The sequence below is a fragment of the Bdellovibrio sp. SBM16 genome, from assembly GCF_056175625.1.
Window position 1 is genome coordinate 169,527 of record NZ_JBJKJG010000008.1, and the last position, 24,684, is coordinate 194,210.

The 24,684-nt window shown below is 43.8% G+C and carries 29 protein-coding genes; 22 read left to right on the forward strand and 7 right to left on the reverse strand.

The genetic code is table 11. From position 1 onward, the window contains the following. Positions 1–20: 20 nt before the first annotated feature. Both efp and AC04MM_RS10310 read right to left on the reverse strand, forming a co-directional pair. Positions 21–587 carry an elongation factor P gene (gene efp / locus AC04MM_RS10305; protein ID WP_475380269.1) on the reverse strand — a complete coding sequence of 189 codons (567 nt, stop codon included), beginning with the start codon at positions 585–587 and terminating at the stop codon, positions 21–23. 51 nt (positions 588–638) lie between these two features. Further along, positions 639–1,493 carry a tetratricopeptide repeat protein gene (locus AC04MM_RS10310; protein WP_475380270.1) on the reverse strand — a complete coding sequence of 285 codons (855 nt, stop codon included), beginning with the start codon at positions 1,491–1,493 and terminating at the stop codon, positions 639–641. Between the two features lie 64 nt (positions 1,494–1,557). Here AC04MM_RS10310 and ruvC point away from each other — a divergent pair, with 64 nt between their 5' ends. From ruvC to ald, 10 genes are all read left to right on the forward strand, one after another. Beyond that, positions 1,558–2,064, forward strand: coding sequence for a crossover junction endodeoxyribonuclease RuvC (gene ruvC / locus AC04MM_RS10315; RefSeq protein WP_475380271.1), 507 nt, complete (start codon positions 1,558–1,560; stop codon positions 2,062–2,064). After that, complete coding sequence (gene ruvA, locus AC04MM_RS10320) at positions 2,061–2,651, forward strand: Holliday junction branch migration protein RuvA (RefSeq protein WP_475380272.1); 591 nt, start codon at positions 2,061–2,063, stop codon at positions 2,649–2,651. Before ruvC ends, ruvA begins: the two co-directional genes overlap by 4 nt. Before the next feature lie 9 nt (positions 2,652–2,660). Then, entirely contained in the window at positions 2,661–3,659 is a 999-nt protein-coding gene (gene ruvB, locus AC04MM_RS10325) for a Holliday junction branch migration DNA helicase RuvB (RefSeq protein WP_475380273.1), read from the forward strand. Next, positions 3,634–4,539: a UDP-3-O-acyl-N-acetylglucosamine deacetylase gene (lpxC, locus tag AC04MM_RS10330; RefSeq protein ID WP_475380274.1), complete on the forward strand. Its 906-nt coding sequence runs from the start codon at positions 3,634–3,636 to the stop codon at positions 4,537–4,539. Before ruvB ends, lpxC begins: the two co-directional genes overlap by 26 nt. Before the next feature lie 167 nt (positions 4,540–4,706). Continuing rightward, the gene (locus tag AC04MM_RS10335) at positions 4,707–5,021 is read left to right on the forward strand and encodes a hypothetical protein (RefSeq protein ID WP_475380275.1); all 315 of its coding nucleotides are present in this window, start codon (positions 4,707–4,709) and stop codon (positions 5,019–5,021) included. Continuing rightward, a complete protein-coding gene (locus AC04MM_RS10340) occupies positions 5,021–5,458 on the forward strand; it encodes an MGMT family protein (protein WP_475380276.1) in 438 nt (145 codons plus the stop codon). Before AC04MM_RS10335 ends, AC04MM_RS10340 begins: the two co-directional genes overlap by 1 nt. Positions 5,459–5,469: 11 nt before the next feature. Next, complete coding sequence (locus AC04MM_RS10345) at positions 5,470–5,808, forward strand: arsenate reductase family protein (protein WP_475380277.1); 339 nt, start codon at positions 5,470–5,472, stop codon at positions 5,806–5,808. Between the two features lie 45 nt (positions 5,809–5,853). Next, the gene (locus AC04MM_RS10350) at positions 5,854–7,149 is read left to right on the forward strand and encodes an ATP-binding protein (protein WP_475380278.1); all 1,296 of its coding nucleotides are present in this window, start codon (positions 5,854–5,856) and stop codon (positions 7,147–7,149) included. Further along, the gene (locus tag AC04MM_RS10355; RefSeq protein WP_475380279.1) at positions 7,146–7,556 is read left to right on the forward strand and encodes a response regulator; all 411 of its coding nucleotides are present in this window, start codon (positions 7,146–7,148) and stop codon (positions 7,554–7,556) included. The genes AC04MM_RS10350 and AC04MM_RS10355 overlap by 4 nt, the downstream gene beginning before the upstream one ends. Positions 7,557–7,728: 172 nt before the next feature. Further along, positions 7,729–8,835 carry an alanine dehydrogenase gene (ald, locus tag AC04MM_RS10360; protein WP_475380280.1) on the forward strand — a complete coding sequence of 369 codons (1,107 nt, stop codon included), beginning with the start codon at positions 7,729–7,731 and terminating at the stop codon, positions 8,833–8,835. Between the two features lie 63 nt (positions 8,836–8,898). Here ald and AC04MM_RS10365 read toward each other — a convergent pair whose 3' ends face one another. Together AC04MM_RS10365 and AC04MM_RS10370 are read right to left on the reverse strand one after the other, a co-directional pair. Beyond that, positions 8,899–9,648, reverse strand: coding sequence for a ComEC/Rec2 family competence protein (locus AC04MM_RS10365; protein ID WP_475380281.1), 750 nt, complete (start codon positions 9,646–9,648; stop codon positions 8,899–8,901). After that, the gene (locus AC04MM_RS10370; protein ID WP_475380282.1) at positions 9,641–10,567 is read right to left on the reverse strand and encodes a ComEC/Rec2 family competence protein; all 927 of its coding nucleotides are present in this window, start codon (positions 10,565–10,567) and stop codon (positions 9,641–9,643) included. Before AC04MM_RS10370 ends, AC04MM_RS10365 begins: the two co-directional genes overlap by 8 nt. 254 nt (positions 10,568–10,821) lie before the next feature. Between AC04MM_RS10370 and AC04MM_RS10375 the strand changes: the two genes are divergently transcribed. Genes AC04MM_RS10375 through AC04MM_RS10385 form a run of 3 tightly spaced genes read left to right on the forward strand, consistent with a single transcriptional unit; the run spans position 10,822 to position 13,681 of the window. Then, a complete protein-coding gene (locus tag AC04MM_RS10375; protein WP_475380283.1) occupies positions 10,822–11,259 on the forward strand; it encodes a hypothetical protein in 438 nt (145 codons plus the stop codon). Next, the gene (locus AC04MM_RS10380) at positions 11,259–12,797 is read left to right on the forward strand and encodes a LysM peptidoglycan-binding domain-containing protein (RefSeq protein WP_475380284.1); all 1,539 of its coding nucleotides are present in this window, start codon (positions 11,259–11,261) and stop codon (positions 12,795–12,797) included. The genes AC04MM_RS10375 and AC04MM_RS10380 overlap by 1 nt, the downstream gene beginning before the upstream one ends. Before the next feature lie 32 nt (positions 12,798–12,829). Further along, positions 12,830–13,681 (forward strand): DNA-processing protein DprA, encoded by an 852-nt coding sequence (locus tag AC04MM_RS10385; protein ID WP_475380285.1) that lies wholly within the window; start codon positions 12,830–12,832, stop codon positions 13,679–13,681. 274 nt (positions 13,682–13,955) lie between these two features. On the opposite strand, the gene lptF is transcribed toward AC04MM_RS10385, so the two are convergent. Continuing rightward, on the reverse strand, positions 13,956–15,053 hold the full coding sequence (gene lptF, locus AC04MM_RS10390; RefSeq protein WP_475380286.1) for an LPS export ABC transporter permease LptF: 1,098 nt from the start codon (positions 15,051–15,053) through the stop codon (positions 13,956–13,958). 60 nt (positions 15,054–15,113) lie between these two features. On the opposite strand from lptF, the gene AC04MM_RS10395 reads away from it, so the two are divergent. Genes AC04MM_RS10395 through AC04MM_RS10410 form a run of 4 tightly spaced genes read left to right on the forward strand, consistent with a single transcriptional unit; the run spans position 15,114 to position 17,632 of the window. Continuing rightward, positions 15,114–15,914: a hypothetical protein gene (locus AC04MM_RS10395; RefSeq protein WP_475380287.1), complete on the forward strand. Its 801-nt coding sequence runs from the start codon at positions 15,114–15,116 to the stop codon at positions 15,912–15,914. A gap of 34 nt (positions 15,915–15,948) precedes the next feature. After that, positions 15,949–16,275 (forward strand): thioredoxin, encoded by a 327-nt coding sequence (trxA, locus tag AC04MM_RS10400; RefSeq protein ID WP_475380288.1) that lies wholly within the window; start codon positions 15,949–15,951, stop codon positions 16,273–16,275. 22 nt (positions 16,276–16,297) lie between these two features. Beyond that, positions 16,298–16,561, forward strand: a complete 264-nt coding sequence (locus AC04MM_RS10405) for a glutaredoxin domain-containing protein (protein ID WP_475380289.1) — start codon at positions 16,298–16,300, stop codon at positions 16,559–16,561. A 57-nt stretch (positions 16,562–16,618) separates the two neighbouring features. Further along, entirely contained in the window at positions 16,619–17,632 is a 1,014-nt protein-coding gene (locus tag AC04MM_RS10410; RefSeq protein ID WP_475380290.1) for a gamma-glutamyl-gamma-aminobutyrate hydrolase family protein, read from the forward strand. Here the strand turns inward: AC04MM_RS10410 and AC04MM_RS10415 are convergent. Then, on the reverse strand, positions 17,629–18,597 hold the full coding sequence (locus AC04MM_RS10415) for a tRNA dihydrouridine synthase (RefSeq protein WP_475380291.1): 969 nt from the start codon (positions 18,595–18,597) through the stop codon (positions 17,629–17,631). The genes AC04MM_RS10410 and AC04MM_RS10415 overlap by 4 nt on opposite strands. Positions 18,598–18,610: 13 nt before the next feature. Continuing rightward, positions 18,611–19,063: an EVE domain-containing protein gene (locus AC04MM_RS10420; RefSeq protein WP_475380292.1), complete on the reverse strand. Its 453-nt coding sequence runs from the start codon at positions 19,061–19,063 to the stop codon at positions 18,611–18,613. 36 nt (positions 19,064–19,099) lie between these two features. Between AC04MM_RS10420 and AC04MM_RS10425 the strand changes: the two genes are divergently transcribed. Genes AC04MM_RS10425 through AC04MM_RS10445 form a run of 5 tightly spaced genes read left to right on the forward strand, consistent with a single transcriptional unit; the run spans position 19,100 to position 24,672 of the window. After that, complete coding sequence (locus AC04MM_RS10425; protein ID WP_475380293.1) at positions 19,100–19,903, forward strand: SDR family NAD(P)-dependent oxidoreductase; 804 nt, start codon at positions 19,100–19,102, stop codon at positions 19,901–19,903. Between the two features lie 14 nt (positions 19,904–19,917). Further along, positions 19,918–21,315 carry a class II fumarate hydratase gene (fumC, locus tag AC04MM_RS10430; protein ID WP_475380294.1) on the forward strand — a complete coding sequence of 466 codons (1,398 nt, stop codon included), beginning with the start codon at positions 19,918–19,920 and terminating at the stop codon, positions 21,313–21,315. Continuing rightward, positions 21,315–22,187, forward strand: coding sequence for a hypothetical protein (locus AC04MM_RS10435; protein WP_475380295.1), 873 nt, complete (start codon positions 21,315–21,317; stop codon positions 22,185–22,187). Before fumC ends, AC04MM_RS10435 begins: the two co-directional genes overlap by 1 nt. Positions 22,188–22,194: 7 nt before the next feature. Continuing rightward, the gene (locus AC04MM_RS10440; RefSeq protein WP_475380296.1) at positions 22,195–22,635 is read left to right on the forward strand and encodes a hypothetical protein; all 441 of its coding nucleotides are present in this window, start codon (positions 22,195–22,197) and stop codon (positions 22,633–22,635) included. 21 nt (positions 22,636–22,656) lie between these two features. Then, positions 22,657–24,672 carry an ATP-dependent helicase gene (locus tag AC04MM_RS10445; protein ID WP_475380297.1) on the forward strand — a complete coding sequence of 672 codons (2,016 nt, stop codon included), beginning with the start codon at positions 22,657–22,659 and terminating at the stop codon, positions 24,670–24,672. Positions 24,673–24,684: the final 12 nt, after the last annotated feature.

A 24,684-nucleotide genomic window follows, 5' to 3' on the forward strand; every position in this document is an offset into this window, starting at 1 on the left:
TGTTAAGACAAAATGAAAAATTACTTTTGCGAAACGCGCTCTACGTAGGCGTCTTCTGTTGTATCAATTCTTAGAATATCGCCTTCATTGATATGAAGTGGAACGTTCACAACTAAACCGGTTTCCATTGTAGCTTGTTTAGTGGCGCCAGTTACACGGTCACCTTTGATGCCCGGTTCAGTTTGTGCCACTTTCATGTTAACAGCTTTTGGAACCTCAACGTTAACCGGCTTTTCGTTATAGATTGTGATGAACACATTTAAGTTTTCGATTAAGTAGTTAGCCGCATTACCAACTTCGTGCTCCATCATGCAGATTTGCTCGTAGTTAGCCTGGTTCATAAAATTGTAACCGTTGTCATCTTTGTACAAGAACGTCATCTCAATGTTTTCAACGTTAGGTACTTCAAATTTCTCGCCGGACTTGAACGTGCGTTCAAGGTTTTGGCCAGTTAATAAGTTTCTTAATTTAGTTCTAGAAAACTGATTGCCTTTACCAGGTTTAACGTGCTGGAAATCAACGATCACGTAAGGTGAACCTTCAACCATGATTTTTAAGTTTTTTCTAAAATCTGCCGTTTCGTACATACATACTCCAATATCTTCTTTAAATATTGAATAAGTCTAGCGAATCAGGAGCTAATTGTGAACTAATCGCTCACTTTGCAGTTTCATTACCCTGCGCAGCAATAATTCGAGGGCCTTTTGTTTTTTTTCGATGATCAGGGCTTTTTTAGATTCAGAGATTTTCGCCTCTGCTTTTGGGCGTATTTTTTCAGCAGTTTCGTACTGTGAAAGCTTAAGTAGGCGGTCTTCAATTTCAGGATGCGCCCCGAATTCGGATTTGCATTCATAAAGCAATTTAAGTGCTTTGGCATAATCCTGGCGCATAGAAAAAGCGTCGATCAGCGATAAAATGCGCTCGAGTTTGGGTGAACTTTGTCCAAACGGTGCGGTCTTTGGTTCGCTCGGAGCAGGCTCAGGCATTTCCGCCATTTTTTGCAGCGGTTGGACTGAAAATTCACTATCGGCGTCGATATCCTGATCGGCTGTGAGCATTTCTAATTTTGCCACCGCTTTACGCGCCACCGGATGGGTCGCATTGAACATCAAAACTTTTTTAAAGTCTTCCAGGGCGGCTTTATGTTTACCGGTGCGTACATAAAGATCAGCGCGCATCAGGTAAGCCTGCCAGTTTTGTGGCGCCAAGCGAATGGATTTATTCAATAGGGCTTCAGCTTCCGGAAAATGGTTTCTTGTTTTTAGAATGCGGGTCAGAATCAGCATTCCGCTCACTGAATTGGGGTGAAAATGTAAACCTTTTTGAAGCACATCGTAGGCTTCGTCGACCATGTCTTTTTCGAGGTAAAGATCAGCCAACTGGGGGAAAGCTAATGAACGTGGATTTTGCTCTAGCTCAGCTTGTAAGCTTTCGATTCTTTTGATTGCCAGTGAATCGTTTTTGTCTTTTTTAGGCATTCCATCTTGTGTCATCTGGCTTTAATTCTGGCATTATATTGTTGGCGCTGCAAGGGGTTTAGTGTTGAATAAATGCTGAATGATTATTTTAGGAATTGACCCCGGATCAAGATTTTTAGGTTTCGCTGTGCTTGAAGTTTCAAGCACGCAGCCGCTCGTCATGAAAGCGCTTGAATACGGTGTTCTTAAATTTAATGCCGAAGAAAACTTAAGTACTCGCTTATTAGAGATCGGCGAGGGTGTTCGTGACCTGATGAAAAGCTATAAACCAGATCAGGTGTCTTTAGAGAAAATCTTCTTGGGGAAAAACGCGGATTCTGCGTTTAAGCTTGGGCATGCCCGCGGCGTAGTAGTCTATGAGGCGTTGAAAGCCGGCTGTGAAGTTCACGAATATGCGACCCGGGTAGTAAAAAAAGGGATCACCGGTAACGGCGGGGCCGAAAAAGAACATGTGCGCCTAGTGGTGCAGAATCTTTTAAAATTACCGCCGGTAAAATCTCTTGATGCTTCGGATGCGCTGGCGATGGCTTGTTTTCATGCAACCCAGTTGCGTTTTGCGGCTTTAAAACGAAAGGTTACAGCATGATTGGATTTTTAGAGGGCACAGTATTTGATGTCACCACCGATAATTTAATTTTAAAAGTAAACGGTGTGGGTTACGAAGTCATGACCACGACTCAGACGCTGGCTGATGCGCAAGTGTTAATCGGGCAGAACCTGCCGTTATGGATCTATTCACATGTGCGTGAAGATGCATTTACGCTGTTTGGTTTTTTAACCAAGCCGGAAAAAGAATTTTTCATGCAGCTATTAAAAGTAAACGGTATCGGTCCAAAGATGGCCTTGACCGCGATGTCGGGCGCGCCGATGGCACAGATTCAGGCCTGGATTGAAGCCGGTGATGCCAAAGCCTTGTCAGGCTTACCAAAGATCGGCAAAAAAACGGCGGAACAAATTGTACTTACGCTGCAGGGAAAACTAGTGATTATCGAAACTAAAGGTAAGGCCGGCGCCAAAGCAAAACCTGAAACCCATAGACAGATTGCTTCAGCATTAGTGAATTTAGGCTTTAAGGCTAACCTGGTTGATCAATTTATCGAATCAGTTCCACCAACGGCAACGCTTGAAGAAGGGGTGCGCCAGGGATTGCAAAAACTCTCAGGCCAACTTTAGGACGAGCTCATGACAAGAATTATTGAATCTGGCCAATTTGAACAAGAAACAAAATGGGAAAATAAACTTCGCCCACAAAAGTTTGAAGAGTTTCCAGGCCAAGATGATGTTAAAGAAAAAATTAAAGTCTTTTTGCAGGCTGCAAAAAACCGCCAAGAGCCTTTAGATCACACGTTGTTATTTGGCCCCCCGGGTTTAGGTAAAACAACGCTTGCGCAGATTATCGCGCACGAACTAAATGTTGAAATTAAAATCACTTCAGCACCGGCCATTGATAAAAAAGGTGATTTGGCAGCGATCTTAACCTCGCTTAAGCCATTTTCGATTTTATTTATTGACGAGATCCACCGCCTGCACACGTCAATTGAAGAGTACTTATATACGGCGATGGAAGATTATTACATTGATATTGTCACCGGCGAAGGCCTGGGAGCGATGTCGATGAAATTTCAATTGGCGCCGTTCACGCTGATTGGCGCTACGACGCGCGCAGGGTTATTAGATAACCCGTTTCGCGACCGTTTTGGGATTCAAGAGCGCCTGCAGTTCTATGATAAAAATGCACTTAAGCAAATTCTTATGCGTTCAGCGGGCTTACTCGATTTGCAGATGGAGCCCAATGGTGCCGAAGAAATCGCCCGCCGCGCCCGTGGCACGCCACGGGTGGCGAACCGCCTTCTTAAACGTGTTCGTGATTACGCGCAGGTTAAAGGCGATGGCACGGTTACACAAAAAATTGCTTTGTATGCACTTGATCAATTAGGTGTAGATAAGCACGGACTGGACGATATGGACCGCCGTATATTAAAATTAATGGCTGAAAAATATGAAGGCGGCCCGGTGGGTATTGAAACCATGGCCGCAGCTTTAGGTGAAGACCGCGAAACTTTAGAAGAAGTTTACGAGCCATTTTTAATTCAGGAAGGCTTGATTCAAAAAACTCCGCGCGGAAGAACCTTGACCCAATTTGCAAAGGATTTAGATGTTTTTTCAAAAGACAATTCGTAAAACGGTCGAAGTAAAAGGTGTTGGTATTCACTCCGGTGAAATCTGCACCTTACGATTTAAACCGGCTCCGGCTAACACCGGCGTTTATTTTATCCGTGCCGATCTTCCGAACAAGCCGTTTTTAAAAGTTTCTGCCACAAATGTTCAGGCGGTCAGTTACCAAACGGTTGTGGGCGGCGATATTTTTAAAGTGGCGACAATTGAGCACTGTGTATCTTCTCTTTCGGCTTTAAGAATTGATAATATTTATATCGAACTTGACGGACCCGAGATTCCGATCTGTGACGGAAGTTCGATTTATTTTACCCAGGCGCTAATGAATGCGGAGTTAATCGAGTTAGATGAGCCCCGTAAATACTGCTATATCACTGAACCGATCAGTTACTCAGAAGGTGATAAGCATGCTTACGTGCTCCCATACCACGGCTTACGTGTGGCGGTGACGATTGATTTTCCGCACCCGGTGATCGGCAAAGAAACTATTGATATGGAAATCACCGAGCAGTCTTTTGCCCGTGAAATTGCACCGGCCAGAACTTTTGGTTTTTTGAAAGATGTCGAGCAGTTAAAGGCCTCGGGGCTTGCCAAGGGCGGATCACTTGATAACTGTATCGTCTTAGATGACAGCAAAGTGATTAATCCGGATGGTTTACGTTATAAAGATGAATTCGTGCGCCACAAAGTATTAGATGCCTTAGGTGATCTGGTCACTTTAGAAATGCCATTAATGGGCCATTTAATTCTGCACAAAGCCGGTCACGACATTATGAACAAATTAGTGCGCAAGATCGTGTCGCAGCCACAGAGCTACCGTTTTGTGGAGTTAGGTGCCGATGTTTCTCATGAGATGAAAAAATTCTCGCAGTGGAGCATTAATTAGAAAAAATCTGCTCTTGGCTTTAACATGCGTAGTGTATTTTCATTGAGCTGAGCAGGATGTTTACCGTCGTCAGGGTGCAGTAAAAAATCCGACTGTCGAATTATTAATATCTGATCTTGCAAATAGTTTTTATCTAAGCCGGTCGTCATGTTGCTTTGCTGTAAGACATGAAACACAGGCTATATCATCAAAATGCAAAGACTGTTCGCGATACTTTAAACGTTGCCGCGGAAAAATCGGATAAAATTCATCAACTTGAAAAAAAACTCATCGAGTTGCTGAAAGAAATTGATGAGCAGAGGTTTTATGTACGTTATGGCTATAAATCGTTGATGGGATTTTGTAATTTCGGGTTAAGGTTTTCGCGCACACAAAGTTATCGTATCGTGACTGAAGTTCGACGCTCCGAGACGACGGTAAACATCCGGCTTACGCCGCTGAAAGGTGAAACTAAAAGCGAGCGAGCACTTCTTGAAAATTGATGAACATTCATATTAGACTTACCGGCATGGCTTTTAAAAAAGTAAACGAGAATACGCCATTTACCAAAGCTGTGCTTAAGATGGTTAAAAAAATCCCGCATGGCAAAGTGGCTACTTACGGGCAGATTGCGAAAATTTCTGGTAATGCCGGTGGCTCGCGCGGAGTAGCGTGGATTTTGCACGCCTGTGCGAAAAAACATAAACTTCCGTGGCAGCGAGTGATTAATTCGCAAGGGAAGATCTCGTTTCATAAGTTTACCAAAGAGTATAAAACCCAGAAAAGATTGTTAGAAAAAGAAGGTATTCAGTTTTCTGATGCCGGAACTGTGGATTTTAAAAAGTTTCAATGGAGTAAAAAAACAGCTCCGAAAAAGAAAATCTCAGCGTCCATTTCAGGTAACGCGGTTTCTAAAGTAAAACCGAAAATGTTTGGTTAAGGATATAAAATATGAAATTTAAAATGTACGGAATCCCGAATTGTGACACAGTTAAAAAAGCCCGCCAGGCATTAGAGAAAAAGAAAATTGATTATGATTTTATCGATTTTAAAAAATCACCGCCCACGGCTGATGATATTAAACGCTGGGAAAAAGTTTTTGGCGATTTACCGGTAAATACAAAAGGCCCCACATTTCGTAAGATCAAAGCCGAATTCGAGACTGCAAGTCGCAGTGAGCAAATCAACTTATTGTTAAAAAACAGCTCGGCAATCAAGCGGCCGATATTAGAGTCAGGCAGCAAGGTGTTATGCTTTGGCTTTGATGAGGAACTGTACAAAAAACTATAGATTACAACTGAGTGTCACAGCTAGGATATTTTGCGGAGGTCGTTTATGGGCACCAGCAGAAACGTATTGGAAGTCATACGCGGTATTTACAATGTCGATCAACTTCTTTTAGGCAAAGAATATATCCGCGAGTTGATTCATCGTTTAGCGAAGGCTCTCGATGTCAAATACGTCATGGTTGGGCACGCCGTAAAGCCGCAAGAAAAAAGTGTTCAGACCGATTATCTTTATTCGGACGGAAAATTCATTGATAACGTTGTTTATGAACTTGAGGGCACTCCGTGCACTGATGTTTTATGCGGGACACGCGTTACCTGTTACGGTGCCGATGTTCAGACTCAGTTTCCCGGCGATAAAATGTTAAAAGATATGAATGCGCAGTCTTACATGGGGGCTCCCTTTTTTCAGCCGGGCGGAGAGCTTATAGGATTGTTGGTCGTTATGGACGATCGGCCGTTTAAAGATTTAGACTTAATGACCGCCGTTGTTGAATTTTTTGCGGCCCGTATCGGTGCCGAGTACCGAAGGCTGGAAATCGAAGATACGTTAAAACGAACTAACGAGGGTTTAGAAAACTTAGTGCAAGAGTATACGATGCAGTTAATTTCGCAAGAGAAATTGGCGACGATCGGACGCATTACTTTGGGTATTGCGCACGAGTTGAAAAATCCGCTGAATATTATCATTAACGCCTCTGAGTTGTTGATGAGCACGGAGGTGGATTCTGAATCACGCGCCCGGGCTTTGGCGATGATTTATCAGTACGGAGTTCGAGCCAACGATATAATAACCAGTATGCTTAAACAGGCTCGCCAAGAAGAAAACATGGTGCCCGAGCGCACAGATGTTTCGGTCATGTTAAGTCATGCATTAGATGTGTTTTTGCGTTCACACAACGATATCAATCTTAAATCAAAGCTTCGAAAAAGTATTCACATCGATCCGCAGGTTGAAGTGGGGTTAATTGATTCACCGGGTGTTGAAAGAGTGTTTATTAACGTTATAGATAATGCGATTTACGCCTTAAGTGAAAAATTGCAGCGCAGCGACGAAAATTTTATTCCTGAATTAAAAGTCGATTTGCATGTTGAGCGCGGCCGCTGCCAAATCCGTATTCGCGATAATGGAGTCGGTATTCCGCAAAGCCATCTGTTGCATATTTGTGACGAGTTTTACACGACCAAGCCCCCCGGAGAAGGAACAGGGCTTGGTCTGTGGGTCGCAAAACAGATGGTTGAGAAAAACCGGGGTAGTCTTGATGTATTAAGTAAAGAAAATGAGTACGCCGAAGTGATCATTGAATTTCCGGGAGTCTTTTTACCAGCCGAGGCCAATCCATGAATCCGGTACTGCCACCTCTTGATATTGTGATCGTAGACGACGAATCAAGTGTGGGAGTGCTTTATGCCATGAAAATGCGTAAACAAATTCAGAATGGAGATATTCGGTTTCACTTTTTTGAAAACGCGCATGACTGTTTAGATTATTTTGAACACACCGAACGACATCCAGGGTTTGAGGTTTTGTTTACAGATATTAATATGCCCGAAGTTTCGGGTTTTGATTTACTTTCTCAAGTAAAACGAAAGTTTCCATCCATTGATGTTTTTATGATGAGTGCCTACGACGACGAGGCCAGTATTCAAAAGTCATTTAACCTGGGGGCCAGGGGATATTTTACTAAACCGGTGAATTACCGGGATCTGCAGAATCGAATAGAAGCCGATTACGGTGTAAGGCTGACGTAAGTCTCTTTATATTTGCATCAAAACTATGCATTTATTCCATAGCACAAGACCGCTATAAATGAGATCGTTTGCTCTTTTAGGGGGGCGCTGCTAGTTTAGGGCCTCTCAAATTTTTAATGGCGGGCCCTGGGTCCCCAAACAAGTCGCGATTGCAAGCGCGCAGGAGAAGAACATGATTATCGGAGTTCCTAAGGAAATCAAAATCAGCGAAAACCGCGTAGGTATGACTGAAGCGGGTGCAAAACAGTTAACTAAAGAAGGTCACACAGTGATCGTTGAAAAAGACGCAGGTCTTGGCAGCGGTATTTCAAACGAGCAGTACGAAAAAGCCGGCGCAAAAATCATCGACACGAAAAAAGAAGTTTACGCTAAAGCTGACATGATCATGAAAGTGAAAGAACCACTTCCGGAAGAATACGAATTAATGCGTGAAAACCAAATCATGTACACGTACTTACACTTAGCGGCTGAACCGAAACTTACAAAAGTTTTAGCTGAGCGTAAAGTTAAAGCGATCGCCTATGAAACTATCCAGTTAGAAAACGGTTCGTTACCGTTATTAACGCCGATGTCTGAAGTTGCAGGCCGTATGGCAACGCAAATCGGTGCTTTCTACCTTCAAAAAGATCATGCGGGTAAAGGTATCTTACTTGGTGGCGTTACTGGTGTTAAACCAGGTAAAGTAACAATCATCGGTGGCGGTGTTGTAGGTACTAACGCTGCTAAAATGGCTGTAGGTCTTGGCGCTCAGGTCACTATCTTAGACGTATCAACGGCTCGTTTAGAGTACTTAGATGATATCTTCCAAGGTCGTGCGCAAACTTTATTCTCAAATGCAAAAAACATTGAAGAATCAGTTCTTGAGTCAGACTTAGTTATCGGTGGTGTTCTTATTACAGGTCACAAAGCGCCAACTTTAGTTTCTAAAGACATGGTTTCAGGAATGAAAAAAGGATCAGTTGTTGTCGACGTTGCGGTTGACCAAGGCGGTTGTATCGAAACTTGCAGACCAACTTCACACACAAATCCTACTTACGAAGTTGATGGTGTAATCCATTACTGCGTACCTAATATGCCTGGCGTAGTACCTCGTACCTCGACTTACGCGTTGACTAACGTAACATTAAAATACGGTTCAATGATCGCTGCTATGGGTGTTGAAGATGCCGTTGCTAAATCTAAACCATTAATGAAAGGTTTAAATGTTTACGGCGGGTACGTATGTTACGAGCCGGTAGCAAAAGACCTAGGTATGGAATACCGTCCGTACAAAATCTAAAAACCAAAATAAACATTAAATAAAAAAGCCTGCGCCTAAAAACGCAGGCTTTTTTTATTTGTCTTATTCGAGGATAACCGCAGTGTTGCCCCAGTCTTCGGTTGTAAGCAGGGGGATCCGGTATTTCTTCAGTCGTTGTGCCGTTTCGGGGTGTGGGTGGTTAAATCGTTTTTTGCGGGCCTGGGCGATCGCCATCTTAATCTGTGATAAATTTTTAAAAAGTAAATCACTGCTGCTGCTGCGGCTACCGTGATGTCCGAGCTGAAGCAGCGTGAAAGATTTCGGATCTTTCAGTTTTGGCGCCCAGATTTTTTCATGTTTTTTGGGAGAATCTCCGGGCAGGAGCAGGTTTTTAAAGGCATAAACCTTCGAGCTGTCATTTTTACTGCGAAAATTCGTGGGATTATACAGGCGAAGATGCTGCCGTGAAGTTACGCCGTAAGGGTTTTGTTCAAGGCAGAGCGGGATCTTTCGTGGTTTGCGTTTTGCCGGAATAGCGGCGTGGTCTATTTCATGCCAGCAGATATTCTTCAGGCTTTTAAGCAGAAACGGGTAGTAGGCATAATGATCCAGATCAGCGTGCGACAAATGCAGGATGTTCTGTTTATCCCGGCACAGTTTAAGCAGTAGATTTTTATGCTTCTGCCAGTAACTGATTTCGCCGCCGAAGTCGTAATGGCGGCAGGTGTCTGCGCTAACTACGGTTATCCATTGCCCTTGGCCCACATTCCAGAAAACTGCCGCAACCTGAACCGGTCGCATGGTGCACAGGGCGGGGTGTAAAGTAAGAAATAAAAATATCCATTTAGGCATAGGCAGTTTTTACGCTCCATTTTTCGCACCGGTTTAAGAACAGATGTAGGCTTAAGATCAATAGCCAATTGAAAAAGACCAGCTTTTCGTTTTCAAAAGGGCGAAAGATAACGGTGAGCTCCAGCTGTTTTAGCAGGGTGTTTAAAGCCGTAATCAGCAGATCAAAAACACCTCCTAAAAAGGGAAACAGGTAAACAGCCAGGGCCAGTGGAAAAAGAACGTATTCTAAAAATTTACTTAACAGGGTTGAAATACCAATCGAAAGCGGCTGCGGAATGCCGATAAAATTAAAAGTCGTGAGAAAATTCAGATAAAAAACAGAGTTCTTAAATAATTCAGAACTTTTAGCAAAGAAAAATGCGATCACCGAAAGTGTGAGGGCTGCGATCCAGCTCATTTGCAGCGAAAGAGAGTTGATCCACTTCGGGGCTAACGTTAGACAAAGTAAACCCGAAACTAAAATGACGGATTCGGATTTCCAGTTGATTTTAATTTTTTCTAGTGTTGCCAAAACAACGAGCGCTAAAAAACTTCGCACCACCGGCGGGTTAAATTTGCAAATTGCACAATAGAAAAACAGCAGTGAAAAAACCGTCAACTGTAAAAATTTTGTTAAAGGAAAATACTTGTTACATAATAAATAAAAAAATATTTTGTGCAGAATTTTTAAGTGTGAACCTGAAACCACAAAAAGATGAATCAATCCAGAAGCGATCAGTAAACTTGATTGTTCAAGATCGGAAAAATTTTTTCCGCACACCAATGCGTGTAAGGATTCAACGGATCTTACATTTTCTGGAGCTGACTTAAGACAACTTACATGTGCGTTAGAAAAAAATCCGATCAAAAAATCAACAACCGAAATCCGGAGGGTGTGTGAAATTAGCGATAGGTAGATCAAAATATAGACGAAGTTCATGCGTTCTATGCAATTGCAAAGCGCAGAAATTTAAGATTTCTTAAAAAACTTTTAAGATTTTTTACTGTTTTTAATATTCATAATAAATTTCATATACTTAAGCGAGATTGAAATATGAGCAATTCGCTGAAAACGCTGATAATCAACGGGTCTAAAGTCTAGAAACATGAGTTAATAACATTTTATGTGGATAAGTCGGATAACTTTCATTGAATTAGCTTAAAGAGTTGAGTTTAATTATATCAGGGGGCGATATGAGATTTTCACTTCTTATCACTTTACTTATTTTTTCACTTTTTGGTTGTCAGACTATGAGCAGACCGCCAAAGGCGACGAACACTTCTGCTAAAAAATCAAACCCAGCTGTTAGTTCGAAGCTGGTTAAAAACCAACCAACAGTAAAACAGCCTGCAGCAAATCCTGCCTTAGCTGAAAAAAGTCTTTACGAAGAATTAACAGGAAAAAAAGGAATGTCAGCAAAAGCTGCACCTTCACGCATTTTAGAATTGGCCCGTGATGCTAAGTGGAAACGTGATTATGTAACTGCACTTAAAAGATACAACACTCTGATCGTGAAATTTCCGAAGGCCAAAAAAGAAGTTCGCCAAGCTTATTTAGATAAAGCTGAACTCTATAAAGAAATGGGTCTGTTAGAACAATCAAAGTATAATCTGGAAAAGGCTAAGAAATAATGATTTGTCGCTTTAGAAAGAGCATCATAGTTACGGCGGCGGCAATCACATTACTTTCACTTCCGGGAAAAACTCAGGAAGATCCTACAGCCCCGAGTACACCGCCGTCCGCAGACGAACTGGATAAACCTGCCAGTCGTCCTAAGTATGATATTGAGTTAAATAAAGAGAGCAGCTCTTTTGTTCCGGATCCGGATTCGTTAGATCCTTTGCCGCTTAAAAAAGAATCTTTGAAAGAAGATGATGAACCGGCGTTAGACGATATTAAATCAATCCTTAAACAAAAGCCAAAGCCAAAGCCTAAGAAAACAGACGGGGCTGCGGCTTCTGGAGAGACGCCGGCAAAACCAAAGAAAAAGATTGCCCGTAAGCGCGTGAAAAAAGCAGCACCGGTAGATTTGTCAAACCGTTCGCCGGATGAGCCGGATATGGCTTTAGAGCAGCGATTTAACGATATTTACAATAAGTATAATATTAACCCGACAGCAGATGATGTCTGGGGGGCCGCTTCGAGTAAAGCGGCCAATGTCTATGTGGTGCAAAAAGGTGATACGCTGTTTACCATCAGCCGTACTCTATTCGGTGATCCGCAGTTCTGGCCAAAAATTTGGGCCTTAAATAATAGCGGAATTACCAATCCACATAATATCGCACCGGGCACACAGATTTTTTTCTACCCTGGCGAAGCCGGGGCGGCCCCGTCTTTATCTGTAGGACAACCGGCCACAGTGACCTTGGTTGATCCGGATGAGCCGCGCCCGCGGGATATGACTCTTAAGCAAGACACAGAGTTTAACAAAATGGTTCAGGCCGGCAAAGGTAAGATTGGTGTGCAGAATATTCCGCCGAGCTTTCCGCCGTATAAAGGTGCTGCCGCGGCTAAGCAAGAGACGACAGCGCAGATTTTAATTACGCCGCGTCCGGAAATTGTCGATGCCGATCCGATTAATCCTTATATTTTAACTTCGACAAAAATCGTAACTGAATACAAGGTTTTGGAAAAAGACGCAAACTCACTGGTGTGTAAAGATAATCAGTATGTGCCGGCGGTAGTAAAGATTGGCAAAAATGCGGCTCCGGGCAGGTACAGTATGTTGATTCCTGAAAGCTTTAACTTCGGTCGTTTAAAACGTACGTATATTTACCGCATTATCGGCGATGCGACGGTAAGTAGTGATGAGTCGCTGCGGATTTCTCAGTGTATTAACCCGGTCAATACGGATGTGTTATTGGTAAATGCAGAAGAACTGCAAAATGTAAAACCACCGAGTGAGCTGATTCCGAATACGCGTTCTCAGATTATTGAGGGTGTTGAGGTCAATGCCCAGCAGTATTATTATGCTCACCAGTATGTGATTTTAAATATGAGTCAGTTGCCAGCCTTAGAAGGTGCTGATCTGAAAGTTTATTCGGCCTCTGCCGGCGGTGTAGTCGGTGAGATCCGCATCTTAAAACGCACCGGCACTATGGCCATTGGTTATGTCATGAAAAATGATGACGTCGTACAAGTCGGCGACCGCGTAATTATTCCCGAATAGAATCTGGCTTGCAGCTTGTACAGCTTCAAGCCATGAAGACAGCTATTTTATTTAAAGCCTTACAAAGATCCCTGGGGTTCCGTAATCCGGAAGCCCTGACTGAAATCACTCCTACAGTTGCAGCTAGATTGACCGCTGAAGAGCTCCTGTCGGCCGAAAAATACCTACGATCGCTCGTTGATAGGGGAATTAAATACACCTATCCCGGGCATGCGTTTTATCCGGTCAGTTTTTTACAGATGTTAGAGCCGCCGCTGTTTCTGGAGTACCTGGGCGAACCCGTGTGGATGAGTCATGAGGTGCTGGCTATCGTCGGTGCGCGAAAGATTCATCCGATCACGCAGGCGTGGATCAATCGTGAAATACCGGCGTTTTTAGAAGCTAGGCCGCGTGTGGCCATTGCCAGTGGTGGAGCAATGGGTGTGGATCAATGTGCGCACTGGGCGGCGATTAAAGCGCTACGGCCGACAATTGTGGTTCTCCCGTGTGGCATCGATCAGCTGTATCCGGCAAACTTAACCACGATGCGCAGGTACTTGTTGGAAGCAGGTGGTTGTTTTCTTTCTGAATTCGAGTGTCAGCAGGATGTGCGTAAACATTTTTTCTTTTTTCGCAACAGGCTTATTACCAATTTAGCAAACATCACAATGATTGCGCAGGCCGAAAGAAAAAGCGGAAGCTATTTGACCGTACATCATGCGCTTCAAAATGGCCGCTTAATGGTGACTTTACCTGCCCATCCGGAGATGCCGGAGTTTTCCGGTAATTTACAATTGCTGCGCGAAGGTTGCTTTTATGTGCTTACAAACAAGGATTTGCTTAACTTTTGGGAGGCTGAATCTTGGTCTGGTCGAGGTTTAACACTAGATACAGGCCGTATCTAGTGAAAATGCTTGACCGCCAACACTAGGTCTAGTGATGCCTGTGACTAAGGTCTTTTTTTGTAAGAAAAATGAAATTATCTAAAAAAACCTATTGAGAAAAAAGAAAAGATACATCTAGAATAAGAGTAAGGGAGGGGCGATGTGGTCACGGATGACCCTGGTAGTAAGGATGCTACTGCATCGTCTCGTTTTTTCTTCTTAAGATTTCTCACTAGAAATTCGGACAATAAAATCCACGATAAAATTATAAAAAAAACAAAAAAATAAAAGGAAGTTACGATAATTTCTTTTTGATCTGACGGATAGCCACAACCGCAAAAATGCCGTTCGCAATCCATGGACCGAGAAACGGTGGAAGTTTCTGGCTGCGCGATAGCCCTTCAAAGGCAATGTATAACACGAAGTAACCGACAATAAAGCCAACCGATACAACGAAGCCGGAAGACTTGCCAGAGCGGCGTTCGTTAACAACGCCAAAGCCCACGCCGACTAACCCGAAAATCAAGCAGGCAGCGGCTAAGGCGAAGCGTTTGTGAAACTCAACAGCAAAGCCCACTTTATCATTTGGCTTGATCTCTGGGTCTTGGATGCGCGCCTTAAGCTCGTTATAGTTTAGTGAAGGCGGCGATTTTTTACGTTCTTCAAACTTAACCGGGTCATTTAACAATACATCGTAGGATTCAAAGTTAACCACCGTGTGCGCTTGGCCGCGGCGGTGAATCTGGCCATTAAATAAACGCAAAAGTACACTGTGGCCCGGGTTATCCAAATCAGGAATGATATGTCCTTGCGGCGCGATGATCGTCAGCGGTGATTTTGGATTTTTATCATCGTAGATAAATAAATCCTGAAGAAGTCCTTCTTCTGAATTAACTTTGTTGGCGTAAACCACCATGTCAAAGAATCCTTCAGAGAACGTGCCTTCTTTAATACTGGCTGCAGCTTTGGTGTTACCTAAGTGGGTAATCAGTAATTCAAATTGGCGGTTACCCCATGGGGCTATGTAAAACGCGGTCTGTGCCGAAATCAGGCTTACAACCAAGGCAAGGGCGATGGCCGGAGTTAGCATGGTAGATCCGTGGTAGCCCGCGCCTTTTAGGGCGATGATTTCTGAATCCATCGATAGTCGGTTGTAGGTCATCAGCACGGCAAACAATAGCGACATCGGTAAAATCATGGGTAAGAATGAAATGCTCATATAACCCATGATGTCTAAAATAAAAGAGAATTTAATCCCGTGTACCAGAACGAATTCGGTCAGACGTAGGGCTTGAAACATCAACAAGATCGAAATAAATACCAATACGCCAAGAATAAAGGTCGGTACCATTTCAGAAAGTAAATAAAAAAAGACTCGGCGTGATTTCCACATCTCAAACTAGCATAAATAATTTCTTTGCTAACGTCACCGCAAGGATTCTAGAATAGACCTATGGATAGAGTGCTTATTGTCAGTGAAGAAGTGATTTTTGCCTCGCATGTCGAAAAGACGTTACTTGAAGTCGGTTTCGAGGTGGCCATCCAATCCAGCGAAAACGGATTGCCGCAGGCTATCCAGAATTTTAATCCGGCACTTATCGTCGTTAAGGGCGGGTCGGCCAAATTATCATCGTTACGGGTCGGTCAGACCTTAAAAGAAGTTGTCAAATACCAGGGTAAGGTGATTCTGATTTTAAATAAAAACCAGAATATCGACCCGAATGATATTAACCGCGTAAAAATGGATTACTTGTTATTTGAGCCGGTGGGAGCAGTTAAAGTAGTTTCTCATGTTTTAAATCTAATGCCGCAAAACCGCGACTCAATCCGCGACCGTCTGCAGAAAATTGCCGAAAATGACCAGAACTTTCGCAAACAAGAAGAAAAATTCATGGTGTCAGGTAAAAGCGTGGATCAGGAGATGGTGCATGTTACCGGCAAGATTAAAAAAGATGACCTCACCCATGTAAAAAGCAAAGACGCCGTCACCCCTGAAGAGCTGCAGCATATTAAATCAGAAATTGATAAAGAACTGAGCGAAAATGAGGCGCTTCACCATAAAAAAATAGAGGCTTACAATAGCTCAATTGCTAATATCAATGCCGACTTGAAAAAAGGCCATAAAAAGCGGCACACTAATGAAAAGCAAAAGGCATTACGCAAAGAGCTTCTTGTTGATCCTGGGCAAGAAAAGTTAGACAGTCTTGATGACGATCGCCGAAAGTTTGCGATTGCTTTAGTTAAAAAGAAATAGAGGTAGTCGCGCCGCAGGCGCGCGAGAGGATAATATGGGTGCAAAAACATCTCCAGTAACAGATTCAACTTTCCAAACAGAAGTTTTAAATTCATCAACTCCAGTTCTAGTGGATTTCTGGGCAGAGTGGTGCGCTCCTTGCCGTGCATTGGGCCCTAAATTAGAAGAAGTTGCCGGCGAATTAGAAGGCAAAGTTAAAATCGTAAAAATGAACGTTGATGAAAATCCAGCGACCCCAGGTCAGTTCGGTATCCGTGGTATCCCTGCGATGCTTTTATTCAAAAACGGTAAACAAGTTGGTGAGCTAGTGGGAAATCACCCCAAAGAACGCATCACTGAGTTCTTAACGACCCACGCTTAGTTTTTAATTTTAGGAAAAAGTCATGAGCCAAACAGCTAAAGTTACAATGGTAAAAAAAAATCCGTGCCCTTACTGTGATCGCGCCATGACTTTTTTCGAAAACCGCGGCATCAAAGTCGACATCATCGACTTAACCGGCAAACCCGATGAATTAATCGACTGGAAAAATAAGACCGGCTGGATGACCGTTCCGATTATTCTGATCAACGACAAACTGATCGGCGGCTACACGGATCTAAAAGCATTAGATGACGAAGGTAAGTTAACTGCGCTTTTACAAGCGTAGTAAAATGAGACGTTTGCTCTTTGTCGCATAGGCATAGCTTTTGTAACTAAATTTTTCATGTATTTTTTGCGTCTATGCCGTTGGTTTATTGCAGCCGGTTTCTTTCTTATTTCCAGCATCTGTCTGGGAAGTATACAGCTGTTTATCGTTCAGCCAACACCGCAACATGAAAAGTATATCATCGCGGCCCAGGATGGAGAATCGCCGGTGCAGGCGATGACCCGTTATAAAAATCTTTTGCGCCAGAACCCGCATTTACAAACTTTGGTTTCGCGTGAACAGTTACAGCAGTTTAGTTTTGGTTATGGTAAGCGCTTTGAGCTGGGACAAAAACCTGCGGTCTTGATCTTGGCTAATCGCGGGTATGATTTATCGGCTGAAGAAAAATCCGGTGGCCAGCAGCGGGTGCAAAAATTCAAAGATAAACTTGGCACAACCAATGATGTTTATATCATGCCGGTGGCCGGAGCATTGGGGTTAACTAAAGCCAACCGTGATCTTTACTATAAAACTTTGGCTGAAAATTTTTCTGGTGTGGTGGCGTTAGGCGGGCCCGATATTAATCCAACTGTTTATGGGGATCAAAACCGTGATGCGCGCGATGTGAATTTGGTGCGTGATCAATATGAAATTCATTTTTTAAAGTACTGGATCCAGGCTAAAAAAGGTTTTTTATTCGGCGTCTGCCGCGGGCATCAGTTAATTTCAGCGGCTTTGGGCTTTAAACTGATTCAACATGTTGAAAATCATGGCGACGGCAAGTGGATTGATCATCCCGTTAAATTTTTAAAAACGAAGAATGATTTTTTACGTCGTGCCGCTGGCGTAAATGAGATGGTGGTCAATAGTTATCATCATCAGGCTGTGCAGTACAGAGCGCACCCTGATGTAGATTTAGCGGCGGTCTCACCGGATGGCACGGTGGAAGCGTTAGAGAGTAAAGACGGAAAAATCGTTTCAACCCAGTTTCACGTGGAATTTATGGAAGATATTTTTTCACAGAGAATCTTTAACAAAATTAACGAAAAATTCCGCACTGCTAAAGCCGGTATGTGCTCTAGGTTATTTTAATTTAATAATTTTTCTAAGTGAGTTTTGAAATCGACCGGTTTTTTGTGGATCTTAACCTGGTCGAAAACTTCTTTGGCCCGCGGCGAGGCCAGACGTAACTGGCTTAACCATTGTTTGGTTCGTGCGGTGGCGAAATGTTCGTTGACATACACGGTGCAGGCCTCAAAAAAAGGTACGACTAAGTCTAATGAATCCGGTAAAGTCTGTGTCTCGGTTTTGAGATGGGATTTGATTTCTTTGAAGACGTAAGGGTTTCTTAGAGCGCCGCGGCCGATCATAAAATCTTCGCACTTAGTTTCATTCTTACATTTTTCAAAATCACTGACGTTCCAGATTTCGCCGTTGGCGATAATTTTAACTTTACTGCGCTCTTTGATTTTTGGGATCCACTCCCAGTATGCAGGTGGTTTGTAGCCGTCGGTCTTGGTGCGGCAGTGAACCGTGACCCAAGTGGCCCCGGCCTCTTCGCAGGCTTTGACGTTATCTAAACAGTGTGAGGGGTCATCAAAGCCCAAGCGCACTTTGGCGGTAACTGGGGTTGACTGCGGAACCGCATCGCGCACGGTTTTTACGATATTGTAAATGCGGTCAGTGGATTTTAACAAACTTGCGCCGCCGTCATGGCGATTTACGGTTTTTGCCGGGCAACCAAAATTAAGATCTACGCCAGCTGCACCCATTTCGTGGGCGCGTAAGGCGTTTTCAGCCAGCGGCAGCGCCTGGCCACCGAGCAGTTGGATAAAGACCGTAGTGCCGGATCTGGTTTTTGAGCCGGTTTTAAGCTCGGGACAATTTTTTTCAAAGACTTTGTAGGGGTGCAGTTTATCAGTGACGCGCAAAAATTCGGTCACACATTGGTCAATTCCGCCAAGACTGGTCAGCAGGTCGCGCATCGCCCAATCGGTGACGCCTTCCATCGGAGCTAAGAATAGCTTTGTATTTTGCTGGGCCTGTTGAACTAACATGCCAATGAAATAGCTATTTTTCGCCCAGTTTGCAAATATGTTTAAATTCAGCTTCGGTGACCGGGCTTACCGAGAGGCGGCCCTGGCGCAAGAGTTCCATATTTTTTAGTTTAGGATCGTGTTTTATTTGATCTAACGAAACCAAGCGGGCGAACTTGGCTTTAAACTTAATCTCTGGGCAGAACCAGATCGGTTTATCGACGGTAGCTTTTTCAGCATAGTATTCGGATTTTTTATCGAACTGCAGCTCATCAGGCGCCGCTAATTTACACACTTCGGCTAGGCCGATTACGCCCGAGGGTTCGGCATTAGAATGGTAAAACAGCACGGTGTCGCCGATCTGCATGCTTTGCATAAAGTTGCGGGCGGTGTAGTTGCGAACCCCGGTCCACCAGGTGGTTTTATCTTTTTTAAGTTGATCGATAGAAAACACATCTGGTTCAGATTTCATCAGCCAATATTTCATAGGCAAAACGCTAACACTGGGATACTATTTTGACCAATGAAAAATGCAATCTACACTCTGATTACCGGTGCGTCTTCAGGCATCGGTGAACAACTAAGTTATTTGTTGGCCAAAGAAAAAAAATCCCTGGTGTTAATGGCGCGCAGGACTGATCGCCTTAAAAAAGTTCGGGCCCAGTGTTTAAAGTTGGGGGCTGCAGATGTGCAGATCGTAGCCTGTAATATCGCCGATAAAAAATCGGTGTTATTGGCTGCTAAAAAAATCCAGGCGATGAAAAACGTTTCTGTCGGTACTTTGGTTAATAATGCGGGCTTGGCTGCGGGCACCGAGTTAGTGCAGTTTGCAAAAACCAAAGACTGGGATGTGATGATCGACACCAATGTAAAAGGTCTTTTGTGGTTAACCAGAGAATTTTTTGCCTCGATCATTGCAAACCAAGGTCATATCGTGAATATGGGATCCGTCGCGGGCCGTCTGGTTTACGAAGGCGGGGCTGTGTACTGTGCAAGCAAATTTGCGGTGCGCGCTTTATCTGAAGGTTTTCGCATGGATTTAAAAGGCACCGGGGTGCGGGTTACCAATATCGAACCGGGCATGGTTAACACGGAGTTCAGTTTTGTGCGCTTAGGAAATCAGCAAAAAGCCGATGCGATTTACGCCGATATGATGCCACTAAGCCCCATTGATATTGCACAGAATATTTTATGGTGTTTGCGCCAACCGCCGCATGTTAATATCCAAGAGCTCGTTATCTATCCGACTGATCAGGCAACTGTTGGGCAAGTATCGCGCGGTGAGAAGAGCGTTGTGAGTTTAAAAAAAGTTAAAAGAAAAAAATAATAGAGGACATATTTATGAGTAATGAATTTCGCATTGAAAAAGACACCATGGGTGATGTTAAAGTTCCAGCTTCAGCACTTTGGGGTGCGCAAACACAACGCTCAACCGAAAATTTCAAAATCGGCGGCGACCGTTTTCCGCGTGAGATGATCAAAGCGCTTGGCGTATTAAAAAAAGCAGCGGCTATGACCAATGCAGAACTGGGCCTGCTTGATTCTAAGAAAGCTGAATTTATCATTAAAGCGGCCGACGAGGTTATCTCTGGCCAGTTAGACCAGCACTTTCCGTTGGTTGTTTGGCAAACCGGTTCAGGCACACAGACAAACATGAACGCCAACGAAGTTATCGCCAACCGTGCGATGACTTTGCAGGGATTAACTCTGCCGAATAAAGCCGTACATCCGAATGATGATGTTAATAAAGGCCAGTCTTCAAACGATACTTTTCCGACAGCGATGCATATCGCGGTTGCCGATCAGTTACATTCCCGTCTTATCCCGATGCTTGTGCATTTACACAAAGCGCTTGAGCAAAAAACTGCAGAGTTTCGTGATATCGTAAAAATTGGCCGTACCCATTTAATGGATGCAACTCCGTTAACTCTGGGACAGGAATTTTCCGGCTATACGACACAAATTAAAAACGGCATTCAGCGTATTAAAAACACGCTGCCGCATGTGCATGAGTTAGCTTTAGGTGGCACAGCGGTAGGTACGGGTTTAAATACACATGTTGATTTTCCGAAAAAAGCAGCTGCGGCTATCGCCGCAGAAATGCATATCCCGTTTGTATCGGCACCGAATAAATTTGAAGCCTTAGCTTCGCATGATGCTTTAGTTGAACTGCACGGCGCTCTGAAGACCGTTGCCGTATCGCTTATGAAAATTGCTAACGACATCCGTTTACTTGGTTCTGGTCCACGTTGTGGCTTTGGTGAGTTAAACCTGCCAGAAAACGAGCCGGGTTCTTCGATTATGCCGGGTAAAGTAAACCCGACGCAATCTGAAGCCATGACGATGGTGTGTGCGCAGGTTTTAGGAAACGACGTTGCGGTTAACGTTGGTGGAGCGACCGGACATTTTGAGTTAAACGTATTTAAACCGGTTATCGTATTTAACTGCTTAAACTCAATCCGCTTAATCGCCGATGCCTGTGAATCTTTTGCTGATAACTGTGTCGTTGGCATTACGGCCAACACCACCCAGATTAAAAAACACTTAGATAATTCGCTTATGTTAGTAACAGCACTTAACCCGCACATCGGTTACGATAACGCGGCCAAAATTGCCAAAACCGCGCATAAAAACGGGACGACCTTAAAAGAAGAAGCAGTTAAGTTGGGTTTACTTACAGCCGAAAAATTTGATCAAGTAGTTCGTCCTGAAACAATGATTTCACCGTTAGGCAAATAGTGTTAAATCCTCTATTAGCAAAAGCAACATGGTTAGAGTCGGGCGATATTCGCCCGTACGTGTTTGTGCGCCCAGAAAACCAGATCGCTCAGCCGGGAACACGGCATCACCTTGACTGGTTCATGCACGAGCCGATTTATAAAAATCCGTTAAACTTAAATGAACTTGCATTTGCCGATGCCATTTATCAGATCGAGTGGAAATCGTTCGGAAAACAGGACCTGGCAATTCCGCGCTGGGTTTTTTATGATTGTGCAGCGATGCCGGGCTTTATTGCCGGTTTTGCCGGCCGCACAGCAAAAATCTCTCCGAAGATCGTTAAAGAATTAGCGCTACCGGAAACCGAAGAATGGTGTCCGTTATCATTGTTTATCATTATCCCGACCATGCACAAAGGTGAGTGGGTGGCTTACGATCTTTGTTCAGTAAACTCTTTTTTACCTAAAGAAGAGCAGTTCTACGGTCTAGGCTTTCTATCAAAGGCCTTTGCCCTTTGGTATGCCAATGTTGAACAGTGTTCTGGTATGACGCAATGGGGATCGCCGTCACTTCGACTGCACTCGCATTACGGTCACTTAGAGATGATCGGCTCGTATGCGCCACTGCATACACACGCCAAAACCATGACTTACCGCTGCGAAGTAAACACCGATTGCTGGGAAAAATTTTTCACTAAACAAGAAGACCTGGCATTTCTGGAAAAATATGGCCCGTCTGGTTATTTGATTGATCCCAAAAGTGAACAATCTATGATTGAGATGCAGCATCTAATTCAAAAAAATGGTGGCCCGTATTACTTAAGTGCATCCGAAATTGCGTCGAAAGAGTTAACGGCACCCCTTACAGTTTATCAATTAAAGAAAGAACGCTAGGAAATATATGAGTCAATTAACGTTACCGCCGGTGGCAAAATCATTCTACACTTTATGCAAAAAATGCGAAGCTGAACGCTACCATAAGGTGATCGCCCACAAAACTTCTACGAGTGCAAAATTAGAATGTGAAACCTGTAAGTCGGTAAAAACTTACACCTTACCTAAAACCGGTTCAGATGCACCTAGTGCACGCCGCTTATCTGGTGCAACAACAGCAAAGACAAAAGTTCCCTCGGCAAAATCGCATGTCGGCCAGTTTGAAATTTATAATTCCAACAACATGGGTGCAGAAGCTGTGCCGTATTCGATCAAAGGCAGCTTTAAAGAGTCACAAAAACTGAACCACGTTAAGTTTGGTATTGGCTTTGTGGTTAAAGTTTATTCTGACAAAGTAGATGTGATCTTCTCTGACGAAGTTCGCACGTTAATGCACAATCGTCCGTAAAAGATTTAAGAAAATATTTTCGTGAGTAAATGGACCGAAGGACTTAATCCAGAGCAGGGTGATGCCGTAAATCATAATTACGGTCCGCTTCTTATTTTAGCCGGCGCCGGCTCAGGTAAAACCACGGTGTTAGTGTCGCGCACCGGTCGGTTGATCGAAGATAAAATCGCCAAAGCTGAACAGATCTGTGTGCTCACGTTTACCAATAAAGCGGCCCGCGAACTTAAGCACCGCGTATCGGTTAAAGTGGGGCCGAAAGCCAAGGGTCTGTGGGCTGGAACATTTCACTCGTTTGGCTTACAGCTCTTACGTAAGAACCATAAGTTGTGCGGGTTACCGGCACAGTTTGGAATTTTAGATCAATCGGATTCGCAGGCGATTTTAAAAGATCTGGCGAAAAATCTACGCAATACCACCAAAGACAAATTTGATTTCTCGAAAGTCTTAGAATGTGTGAATCTGCTGCGCGCCAAAAAAAAGTTGCCGGTCGATCAACTGGTTGAATACCACGAGATGGCCGAAGCTTTGGCGCCCGGTTATGAAAAAGAGTTGCTCCGTTTAGGAGTGGTGGATTTTGAAGGGTTACTGCTTGAGCCGCTGCGCCTGTTTAAGGAACATCCCGAAGTGCTGGTCCAGACGCAAGAGCGTTTTCAGCAGATCATGGTCGACGAGTTTCAAGATACCAATATCGAGCAGATGAAATTAATCCGTGCCATTTCGGATTCACACCAAAACCTTGCGGTGGTAGGTGATGATGACCAGTCGATTTACGGCTGGCGCGGGGCCGAGATTAAAAATATCCTGGATTTTCCGAAAGACTGGAAGAACTGTCAGGTCATTAAGTTAGAACGTAATTACCGCTCTTCCTCATCGATTCTAGATCTTGGCAACGCTGTTATCGCAAAAAATGAAAAGCGCCACGGAAAAGTATTACGTTCTGAAAAGAAGAAAAAACTCGAGCATCAAAAGCCCGAAGTATTTATCCTGGATAACGAAGACGAAGAATCAGATTTTGTCTGCCGCGAAATCCAGGCGATTAAAGCGGCCGGCGGAAAAAACAAAGATATCGCTATATTGTACCGTTCAAATACGCAGGGTGCCTTTATCGAAACTTCGCTTCGTAAGAGCCAGATTCCGTACACCATCACCGGCGGCACTTCGATCTTTGACCGTAAAGAGGCCAAAGACTGGCTGGCGTTTTTAAAACAGTCACTAAGTGATGATGAAGTTTCGTTTCGCCGGATTGTTAATCTTCCGCCGCGTGGATTAGGGGATAACACCCTAGATAAACTTATTACTTATGCCGAGGAGGTTGGTCTTAATCTTCCGCAGGCATCAAAGAAATGGGATAAAGCCGGCCTTCCCGAAGACAAGGGGCAGATTCTTGATACTTTTAACGACTGGATCTGGACATTTCCTACCCGGTTACTCGATGACACTACAATCGGAGAGACCATCTCTAAACGTTTTGAATTTTTAGTGCGTGAAATCGGCTATCGCGATTATTTATTAAAAAATTCTGAAGGTATGGCTTTTGAAAAAAAATGGCAGGTGATTGAAATCGTCGGCCGTATTTTAGAAAGCTATGTTGGCCGCCGTGATCCATCAATTGGAACGCTGAAAGATTTTGTCGACAGTATGCAGCTTCGCGATGATGTCGGTAACGAAGAAGAAAAAGATGAAGTGCAGCTGATGACGTTTCATGCCTCGAAGGGATTAGAGTTTCCGCATGTGATCTTAGTTGGTGTAGAAGAAGATTTGCTGCCGCATAAACGTCTGGGTTCTGATATTGATGAAGAGCGCAGGCTATTTTACGTAGGCATCACCCGTGCGCAGGAGAAGCTGACGTTAAGCTACTGCCGCCAGCGCAAAAAACAAGGTGTGGTTCGTCCGGTATCCCCGTCGCGCTTTTTGTTAGAAGTAGATCAAAGTCTGTTTGTATGTCATGAGATGGGAAATCGTCCCGTAACAGCCCTTGAGCGTGAAGATCTGGTCAAGAATTTTTTAGCTAAATTTGATAACCAAAATAAAAAGTAAAGAGCGTCTCAG